The 7,789-nt window shown below is 71.1% G+C and carries 10 protein-coding genes; 7 read left to right on the forward strand and 3 right to left on the reverse strand.

Annotated elements, in window-relative coordinates; genetic code table 11:
- The first annotated feature begins 163 nt into the window (after positions 1 to 163).
- From phnD to DWB68_RS09660, 7 genes are read left to right on the forward strand one after another with little or no spacing between them, the layout of a single operon-like run.
- Positions 164 to 1,087, forward strand: coding sequence for a phosphate/phosphite/phosphonate ABC transporter substrate-binding protein (gene phnD / locus DWB68_RS09630; RefSeq protein WP_158588275.1), 924 nt, complete (start codon positions 164 to 166; stop codon positions 1,085 to 1,087).
- The gene (phnC, locus tag DWB68_RS09635; RefSeq protein ID WP_119424926.1) at positions 1,084 to 1,974 is read left to right on the forward strand and encodes a phosphonate ABC transporter ATP-binding protein; all 891 of its coding nucleotides are present in this window, start codon (positions 1,084 to 1,086) and stop codon (positions 1,972 to 1,974) included. The genes phnD and phnC overlap by 4 nt, the downstream gene beginning before the upstream one ends.
- Positions 1,971 to 2,885, forward strand: a complete 915-nt coding sequence (gene phnE, locus DWB68_RS09640; protein ID WP_119424927.1) for a phosphonate ABC transporter, permease protein PhnE — start codon at positions 1,971 to 1,973, stop codon at positions 2,883 to 2,885. Before phnC ends, phnE begins: the two co-directional genes overlap by 4 nt.
- Positions 2,882 to 3,634: a tyrosine-protein phosphatase gene (locus tag DWB68_RS09645; RefSeq protein ID WP_119424928.1), complete on the forward strand. Its 753-nt coding sequence runs from the start codon at positions 2,882 to 2,884 to the stop codon at positions 3,632 to 3,634. The genes phnE and DWB68_RS09645 overlap by 4 nt, the downstream gene beginning before the upstream one ends.
- Entirely contained in the window at positions 3,624 to 4,319 is a 696-nt protein-coding gene (locus tag DWB68_RS09650) for a TetR/AcrR family transcriptional regulator (RefSeq protein WP_119424929.1), read from the forward strand. Before DWB68_RS09645 ends, DWB68_RS09650 begins: the two co-directional genes overlap by 11 nt.
- Before the next feature lie 37 nt (positions 4,320 to 4,356).
- Positions 4,357 to 4,926 carry a cysteine hydrolase family protein gene (locus tag DWB68_RS09655; protein WP_119424930.1) on the forward strand — a complete coding sequence of 190 codons (570 nt, stop codon included), beginning with the start codon at positions 4,357 to 4,359 and terminating at the stop codon, positions 4,924 to 4,926.
- Positions 4,927 to 4,930: 4 nt separating this feature from the next.
- Positions 4,931 to 5,692, forward strand: a complete 762-nt coding sequence (locus DWB68_RS09660; RefSeq protein WP_119424931.1) for a DUF429 domain-containing protein — start codon at positions 4,931 to 4,933, stop codon at positions 5,690 to 5,692.
- A 9-nt stretch (positions 5,693 to 5,701) separates the two neighbouring features.
- Here the strand turns inward: DWB68_RS09660 and DWB68_RS09665 are convergent, their stop codons facing one another.
- The 3 genes from DWB68_RS09665 to DWB68_RS09675 form a co-directional block, all read right to left on the reverse strand.
- Positions 5,702 to 6,025, reverse strand: coding sequence for a hypothetical protein (locus DWB68_RS09665; RefSeq protein ID WP_119424932.1), 324 nt, complete (start codon positions 6,023 to 6,025; stop codon positions 5,702 to 5,704).
- A gap of 99 nt (positions 6,026 to 6,124) precedes the next feature.
- A complete protein-coding gene (locus DWB68_RS09670; RefSeq protein WP_119424933.1) occupies positions 6,125 to 7,174 on the reverse strand; it encodes an FUSC family protein in 1,050 nt (349 codons plus the stop codon).
- Complete coding sequence (locus tag DWB68_RS09675; protein WP_119424934.1) at positions 7,171 to 7,635, reverse strand: MarR family winged helix-turn-helix transcriptional regulator; 465 nt, start codon at positions 7,633 to 7,635, stop codon at positions 7,171 to 7,173. Before DWB68_RS09675 ends, DWB68_RS09670 begins: the two co-directional genes overlap by 4 nt.
- Positions 7,636 to 7,789: the final 154 nt, after the last annotated feature.

A 7,789-nucleotide genomic window follows, 5' to 3' on the forward strand; every position in this document is an offset into this window, starting at 1 on the left:
CCACGGGCCTGCTCGTTAGCTTCTGCAGACTCGCACGGTTGGGACGGCCGGAGCTGTTCATGTGGAGTCCACCGTTCTCGTAATTCGAATACGAGAACGCCTGTTTCGGTAGTGCCGTGCCCGCCACTCGGTGGGCACGGCACCCGCCGAAAGGACTCCCCCAGTGGCTACCCCCGCAGCCCTCCATTCCACCAAGTCCCGCCGTTCCCTGGCCTTCCTGGCCATCGCGGCACTCCCCCTCACCGCCGCCCTCTCCGCCTGTGGCGGCTCCGCAGACGCCTCCAACGCCAACAACCAGAAGCCCACCGAGCTCGTCTTCGCCATGCCGCCGGGCACCGAGGACGGCGAGCTCGGGAAGGAGACCGAGCTCGTCAAGGGCTACATCGCCGAGGCCGCGGGCGTTGAGGTCAAGCAGGAAACCCCCGCCGACTACCTCGGCGTCGTCGAGGCCGTCCGCCAGGGCCACGTTGACGTCGCCCTCATGTCGCCCTTCGCCACCTCCCTCGCCGTCAAGAACGGCTCGGTGGACGCGCTCATCGTGTGGAAGTCCCCCGGGGACAAACCAGCCTCCCACTGCTACTCCTCCCCCGGCTCGGGTATCAACACGCTTGAGGACGTGAAGGGCAAGAAGGTCGCCTTCGTGGACCCGGGGTCCTCCACCGGCTACTTCATGCCCAAGGCCATGTTCGTGAAGGCCGGCCTCGAGGACGGCAAGGACTACCAGTCCACCTTCGCCGGCGGCCACGACTCCGCCCTGCTGGCCCTCACCAACCACTCGGTGGACGTCGCCTGCTCCTCGATCGCCGACCGCATCATCGAGGCCGGCGCCATCAAGGCCTCCGATCTCCAGGAGATCGGCGCCACCGACCCGCTGCCGCTCGGCGTCTCCATCGTGGTCAACAAGGACCTGGACGCGGAGACCCGCACCAAAATCGCCAACGAGCTGGCCACCAAGATGTCCGGGAACAAGGACCTCACCCTGCTCGGCGGCCTCACCGACTACGTCATCGAGCCCGGCGCCGACGTCTACCAGCCGCTCTACGACGTGGCCGAGGCCGCCGGCGTGAACCTCGAGGACATGCGATGAGCCTGACCACGAGCGCCCGCCGCACCGCCACGCCCGCACGGCCAACCGGCAGCCCCACCCCCACCGCAGCACACGGGCAGCGCCTGGACTCCCCCGTCCTCGTCGCCAAGGACCTCTCCGTTACCTACAAGAACGGCCACACGGCCCTCTCCGACTTCACCCTGGACGTTCGCCCCGGCGAGGTCGTCGCCCTTCTGGGCCACTCCGGCTCCGGCAAGTCAACGCTCATGAAGGCCGTCACGGGCCTGGCCCCGGCCACCGCCACCCAGCTCTCCGTGGACGGTACCGACATCCCCGGCGCCAACGCCGCCACCCTGCGTGCCGTTCGCGCCAGCACGGGCTACGTCTTCCAGCACTTCAACCTGGTCCCCCAGCTCAGCGCGCTCACCAACGTGCTCACGGGCGGCCTCCACTCCGCCGGCCCGCTCAGCCGCGCCGGCCTCTTCAGCCGGGCCCAGCGTGAGCAGGCCCTCGCCCTCCTGGCCCGCGTGGGCCTGGCCGACAAGGCCTCCGCCCGCGCCGATTCCCTCAGCGGCGGGCAGCAGCAACGCGTCGCCATCGCCCGCGCGCTCATGCAGGGCCCCAGCCTGGTCCTCGCCGACGAGCCCGTCGCCTCGCTCGACCCGCGCCTGGCGGGCTCCGTCCTCTCGCTCCTGCGCAAGATCGCGCACGAGGACGGCATCCCCGTCATCGTCTCCCTCCACGTGGTCGACCTCGCGCGCCGCTACGCCGACCGCTTCGTGGCGCTCGACGCCGGCCGCATCACCCACGCCGGCCCCGTCGCCTCCCTCACGGAGGACATGGTCGCCGACATCTACGGCAGCCCAGAGGACGACGACGCAGCGGCCGAGTCCCAGCCCAACGCAGGCCAGGAGGCCACAGCATGAGCGCCCCCACCCAGCCCCGCACCCGGCGCGAGGGGCTCACCTCCGGTGAGCCCGCGCCGTCGGGCACTGAAGCGCCCTTCACCCAAAGCCAGGCCTCCTCCGGGAGGCTGCCCCAGCTCACCGAGGCCGACCGCCTCAAGCTCTCCCGCCCCTTCCAGGCCCCGGGCCTGGCGGGCATCGCGAGCCTCGTGGTGGTCGCCGCCGTGGTGGTGTGGTCGCTCGGCGGCGCCGGCTTCTCCCTCGAGAAGCTCGTGGACGGCGTGCCCAAGGTGGGCGACTACCTGGCGCGCATGTGGCCGCCGAACTTCGCCAAGTTTGGCGTGATCGTGGAGCTGCTCGTCGAGACCCTGCAGATGGCGATCATCGGCACCCTGCTCGGCGCGCTCTTCTCCCTCGCGGTGGCCTTCGGCGCCGCGAGCAACATCGCACCGCGCCGGCTCTACTACTCCACGCGCTCCGTGCTCAACGTGCTGCGCAGCGTCCCCGAGCTGATCTTCGCGCTCATGTTCGTCTCCGCCGTGGGCCTGGGCCCGTTCGCCGGCGTGCTCGCGATCATGGTCGGGGCCATCGGCTCCATCGGCAAGGTCTACGCCGAGGCCATGGAGGCCGTGCCCACCGGCCCGCTCGCCGCCCTGCGTTCCACGGGCGCCTCCCGCGGGCAGGTCATCACCTACGGCGTGCTCCCGCAGGCCAGCCCGCTCCTGGTCAGCTACACGTTGCTGCTCTTCGAGGGCAACGTCCGCGGCGCCACCGTTCTGGGCCTCGAGGGCGCCGGCGGCATCGGTCTGGAACTGACCAACGCCATGCGCCTGTACGACTACGGGCACATGTTCGCCATCATCTTCTCCATCATCGTGCTCGTGACGATCATCGATCGCGCCAGCGCGCTCATCCGAAAGAAGCTCTCGTGAACGCCACCCTCGCCGCGTCGCCGCTGGCCAACCTTCGTTCCCTCGCAGGCATCCCCACGGCCCACGAGCCCGTCCGCGAGCACGCCCTGTGGCGCGCCGACGACGTCACCGTGGCTCCCCTGGCCCAGATTGCCGGGCTGCGCGAGGCCGGGCTCTCCACGATCGTGGACCTGCGCTCGGCGCAGGAGGTCGAGGCCACCGGACCGGGGCACGACGCCGTGCTGGGCCTGGCCCGCCACCACCTCCCGCTCTCCGACGCCTCCGCCGATCCGGCCTCCGTGGCACGATCCTTCCGCGAGATCTCCACGGCGCAAGAGGTGGGCGGCTGGTACGCGGCCTCGATCCGCGGCTACGCCGGGGCGCTCGTGGGGATCCTGCGGGTCATCGCCGAGGCGCCGGGCGGCACGCTCTTCCACTGCGCCGCCGGCAAGGACCGCACGGGCATGACGGCCGCCGCCGTGCTCTCCCTGCTGGGCACGCCCGAGGAGGAGATCGTGGCCGACTACGCCCTCACCCACGCCAACATGCCGAGCATCATGGGCCGCTGGGGCAGCGGGCCGGTCTCTCCCGGCGTGGACCGCTCGCTCATCCCGCCGGCCGATCACCCGCTCATGGGCGCGCACCCCGAGGCGATGGCGGCGACGCTCTCTGCGCTGGACGGGGCTCCCGGGCTGGTGCGCTTGCTGCGCTCGGCCGGGCTGGACGGCGCCCTGGAGGGCGCATTGGTGGAGCGGCTCGTTGGCCGCTGAGGCGCTGGGGGTCTCCGTGCACGACGGCGTCCGGCCGGGTTCCGGCCCCGCCTCGCCGGCCAGCGTGGTCGGCGCCGCGCCCGGTGCCGCGGACCCGGCGGGGCGCCGCCCCGGCCGCCCGCGCGACAAGGCCCTCGAGACCAAGGTGCTTGACGCCGTCGTGCATTTGCTGGCAACCACCCCGGCGGGCGAGCCGATCACGATCGGCGCCATGGTGGAAGCGTCCGGGACGTCCCGGGCGGCGATCTATCGCCGCTGGCCGGACCAGCGGGCGCTCGTCGTGGCGGCGCTGGATCACGTGCGCAGCGAGCCGCCCATCCCGGCCGAGGAGCTGCCGCTGAGCGAGTCGCTCGTGGAGCTGTACGCCTCCGGGGTGGAGCAGGTGGATGCTTTGCAGCGCAGCCTGATCTACCGGCGGCTGGTCCTGGGGCTGCAGGACCCGGAGCTGCAGCGGCAGTACTGGGAGCGGCACGTCTCCCGGCGGCGGACGGCCCTGCTGGAGCGCCTGCGCCGGGCCCAGGCCACCGGGGAGCTACGCTGCGACGTTGACCTGGAGGCGACCGTGGATCTGCTCAACGGCGTGCACTACTACCAGTTTGTGGTGCGCGGGCAGTGGGGCGTACCGGGGTACGCGGAGCGGGTGAGGGCGGCGATTGAGATCGTGTTGCGGGGGATCTCGGCGTAGGGGGTGCGCGCCACGCTGCCCAGGTAGCGTGGCGCGCATGACCCGCCCCCAGGTGAAGCTCACCCGCCCCGCGCTCATCGTCATCGACGTGCAGCGAGGCTTCGACGACGCCGGTTTCTGGGGCCCGCGGAACAACCCGGGGTGTGAGGCAAACATCGAGGCGCTGCTGGTGCGCTGGCGCGAACGCGGCTGGCCCGTGGTCCTGGTCCACCACGACTCGGACAACCCCGCCTCACCGCTCGCGGCCGGACAGCCGGGTCACGAGTACAAGGACGGCATCGACGGCCCGGCCGACCTCGTGGTGGGCAAGTGCGTCAACTCCTCCTTCTATGGGGAGCCCGACCTGCACGCGTGGCTGCAGCGCGAGGGGCTGAGCGAGGTGGTGATCTGCGGCATCACCACGAACCACTGCTGCGAGACCACCGCGCGCATGGCGGGAAACCTCGGCTACGACACTTACTTCGCGCTGGACGCGACCCACACCTTCGACCGCACGGCACCCGACGGCACGGTGGTCCCGGCCGAGGAGCTCGCGCGGATCACCGCCACGAACCTGGACGGCGAGTTCGCCACCGTGGTGAGCACGGCGGAGCTGCTGAAAGCCTGAAGCCGTGAGCGTTCGCATCGTGGGCATCGATCTCGCCGCTCAGGCGCCCAAGACCGGTCTCTGCGTCCTCGTGGAGGACGGTGAGCGGGTCCGTGTTGAGCGCCTGACCCTCGGGGCGGACGACGCCACCTTGCTGGAGGCAACGCGCGGCGCGGCCAAGATCGGCATGGACGCGCCCCTGGGCTGGCCCGACGACTTCCTGGAGTTCCTGGAAGCCCAGCGCACCGGCGATGCCGGCAGCCTGTGCCGCTTTCAGGGCAAGGCGGGCATGGACCGGCTCAGTTTCCGCGAGACGGATCGGGACATCCATGCGCGCCTGCGCAAGCTGCCGCTTTCGGTCTCCGCCGACAAGATCGCGCGCGTGGCGATGCGGGCCGCCGTACTGCAGACCGCGTGGGCGGATGAGCTGGGCCCCTCGCCGCGCGACGGCTACGCCGCCCTTGTAGAGGTCTACCCGGCCGCCGCCCTGATCACCTGGTTCCCGGCGGGCGCCTCGTATAAGCACCCCGAGGCCGGGCGCCAGCGGCGTGCGGAACTCGTGGCCTCGATTCGCGCGGCGGCGCCGTGGTTGGAGCTGAGCTCCCAGCAGGCGGACCTCGCCGTGGCGCACGACGACGCCCTCGACGCTCTCGTCAGCGCGCTGGTGGCTTGGGCCGCACACCTCGGCTCAACGCAGGGCCCGCCGACCGAGCACGTCGAGCGCGCCCGCCGCGAGGGCTGGATCCATGTTCCGGCGGTGGGTCTCGAGGAGCTCGCACCCCGCTGACGCTCCGGCCTAAGCCGGATCGTTACTCGGGGCGCTCGCGTGCAGGAGAAGGTCCGTCTGTCGCTGAAGCATGGACCGGACGCTGACGGCCGCCAGCCCGACGGTCAGAAAGACGACGCCCAGGCAGAGAAGCACGAGGCCGAACCACGCCATCGCGATGGCGTCGCCCTCCCTCTTGGCAATCGTCGAGGTGAACGGGCGCATGGCGATCGTGATGAAAGCTCCGGCGGCGATCATCACCGGAGAAAAGATCAAGAGCCCCGCCGTTGCAGCGGGCAAACGGAGCCGGGCGAGCCCGAGCGATGGCTGATTCGTGGGAAGCGGTTGTGACATTCCATCGTCCTTTGCGTGGCGAGAAGGGTGCACGGTGGTCCTACCCTAGCGGCTCAGTTTCCGGACGGTGGCGTCCCCCGGGACAGTCGACGCCACCGCCTACTTGGCCTCGCGGCGTCGTCGGGCCCTCACGACAGTTCCCAGGCCCACGGCCAGCGCGATGCCAATGATGGCGCCGAAGCCGGTCTCGGCGAGGCGGTCCAGGACGAGTTCCTTTGCGTTCCCCGCGGGGCTGGCCAGGTGGATCATGGACAGCGCCAAGACCGTCACGAGGCCCATCGCCACACCGTAGTTGCGCAGGATGAGCAGCTCCACGAAGCCCTGGATGACGATCACGACCACGAGCAGCGCCCAGGCCGGAAGCTGCAGCGCAAAGAGCCCGGCCGCCAGCACCACGCCCACCGCAGTACCGAGGAAGCGCTGCACGCCGCGGGCCACGCGGGAGTGTGCGTCAGCTCCCATGACCGCGGCGATCGCCGCGAGGCTGGCCCAGTACCAGTGCCCGCCAAGCACAGCATGGGCGGCCAGGCCGGCGACGAGCGCGGAGAGCCCCATGAGAAGGGAACGCCCGCCCGAGAGCGGGAGCGGATCCCAGCCCGGCGCGGCGGCCCGCAGCTGAACGGCGCTCACGCCACCCCGGCGCACCACGCCGATGCCAAGAGCCAGCAGCAGGCTCCAGAGCACGGTCGCGCCGCCCACGCCGAGCACGGCGAGGAAGGACGAGGCCGTCGCCGGGACCGAGAGGCAGGCACCCGCGGCAAAGACGGCAAAGATCGGGCCGGGCGGGGCCCAGCGCAGGCCGGACGAGATCAGGTTGGTGCCCCACGCCACGAACGCCAGCGCCAGGGCTTTCACGAACACCGGGGCGTCGATGACCGACGCAGCGGTTCCGAGTAGCATCGCGGCCAGGAGCGTGGCACCCGCGCTCGCCTGTTGCCAGAGGGGGCGCGCGTCGTCGTCGTACCTCGCGTACAAGGCAGCAAAGCCGCCGAATCCGGCGTAGAGCGCCCAGTTCAGGTGGCCCGTGGCCAGGAGGAGCGCCAGCGGCAGCCCCGCCGCGAGGCACACGCGCGTGGCGGCGCCGAGGCTTGGCAGCGCCGGGCCCCACGTGACGGTGTGGTTCCACACCCGCGCGACGTGGCCGCTCATGCTCGCGGCTCCGCGGCGTCCGGCGTCTCGCCGTCGATCACGGCGCGCAGCAGCACGCGCAGCTGCTCGCGCTGACCGAGGGTGAGCATCGCGAAGGTGCGCTCCTCGTTTTCCGCCTCGGCCGCCGTGACCCGGCGCGTGAAGGCCCGGCCCGCCTCGGTGAGCTCAATGATGTTGCGCCGGCGGTCCTGCGGATCCGCAGTCCGAGTGAGGAACTCGCGGGCGGCGAGCTGGTCGAGGTAGCCCACGAGGTGCCCGCGGTTGAGGTTGGTTCGGTCCGCCAGCTCGCCCTGCGTCAGCGGCCCGAACTCGGCGAGAGCGCTCACCACGGTGAACTGGCTGCGGCTGAGCCCCTCGGCGGACATGATCTCGGTCAGGCCCTCGAGCCCGAGCCTGGAGACGATGGTGCTCAGGTACGCGAGGGAGGTGCGTTGGGCACGGGGTAATTCGTGGGTGCTCATCCCAGCCAGAATATCATTTCATCTGGAAACGATTTCGCGGCGGAACCAACACGAACACACCGCGCCACGCGCCTAGTTGTATTGCCCCGCCAGGTTGGGTACGCGGCTGGCGGGGGTGGAGCCCTTGAGTGATGTGTGGCCGCGGTGGTGATTG

It is taken from the genome of Galactobacter valiniphilus (assembly GCF_003575975.1).
Taxonomy (GTDB): domain Bacteria; phylum Actinomycetota; class Actinomycetes; order Actinomycetales; family Micrococcaceae; genus Galactobacter; species Galactobacter valiniphilus.